Below are 1,063 nucleotides of genomic sequence, written 5' to 3'. Positions count from 1 at the left end.
CGGACAGCACCTTCGAGACTTCGGTGAAGGGCGCGTTGGAGACGTAGACGAGGTCGCGGTTGCGCATGCGGAACGCCTGGGTGGTGAACAGGCTGTTGGGGTCGCGCATGTTGATCCGGTAGACCACCGGCACCAGCGGCGTGCCGGTGAGCTTGGTGTTCGGGTTCAGGCGGCGCACCACGCTGGCGGGCTCGAACCGGAAGATGAAGGTCCCGGCCGGGTCGGCGGCGAAGTCCGACAGGCCGCGGGCCTTGGCCAGGGCCTGGGCCAGCGTGATGCCGTCGGCCTGGAACGGCAGCTCGGTCGCCTGGCCGAGCGCGCCCACCGCCAGGAAGGTCTGCGGGTCGCGCACCAGGGTGAGCACGTCGTTGGGCCGCAGGTAGATGTTCTCCTTGGGGTTCGACACCACCGTGGTCAGCGGCACCGTGGCGGTGACCGGACCGCGCGACAGGCGCACGAAGGTCTCGGACACCGGCGAGCGGTTGCCGCCGGCGGCCGCGATGACGTCGAGGATGCGGTCGCCGTGGCCCGAGAGCGGCAGGCGGGCGCCGGCCGCGCCCTCGCCGGTGACGGTGACCGCCTGGGAGATCGGCCGCGTGACCGAGACCAGCACCTGCGGCTGGATCGCCTTGCCGGCGAGCTCGTTCTCGATCAGGCCCTGGACGTCCTGGGGCCGGCGTCCGGCGACCTTGATGCGCCCGGCATAGGGCACCGAGATCGAGCCGTCGCGGCCGACCGGCTGCTCGGGGATGAGGGCGGATTTGGATCCGGCGGAGAAGCGGTCGGCGACGAGCGGCCCGGAGAACAGGCCGCCGGAGCCGGCTTCCCAGACCGAGACCGAGACCATGTCGCCGATGCCGATCACCGGCTCGGTGGAGGGGCGGTGATCGCCGAAGGAGGCGAGCAGGCTGTCGAGCGGGCGTCCGCGCAGGGCCTCGACCACGGCCGGGGTGACGTCGATGATCTCGTAGCGCGCGAGCACGCCGCCGTCGGCGGTCGCGACTTCCGCGCCCGCCTCGATCGCGCTCGCCGTCGGTCCCGCCGCGGGCAGATACGTGCAGCC

General features: G+C 72.4%; 1 protein-coding gene. It reads right to left on the bottom strand.

Going from position 1 to position 1,063, the window contains the following annotated elements; all coding sequences use genetic code 11:
• Positions 1 to 1,063: polysaccharide biosynthesis/export family protein (locus LGR69_RS31715; RefSeq protein WP_230368582.1), on the bottom strand; the 1,063-nt coding region annotated here is incomplete at both ends.

The organism is Methylobacterium brachiatum (genome assembly GCF_020523825.1).
GTDB classification, from domain to species: domain Bacteria; phylum Pseudomonadota; class Alphaproteobacteria; order Rhizobiales; family Beijerinckiaceae; genus Methylobacterium; species Methylobacterium brachiatum.
The sequence above is the reverse complement of the archived record's forward strand: the minus strand, read 5'-3'. Positions and strand labels throughout refer to the sequence as shown.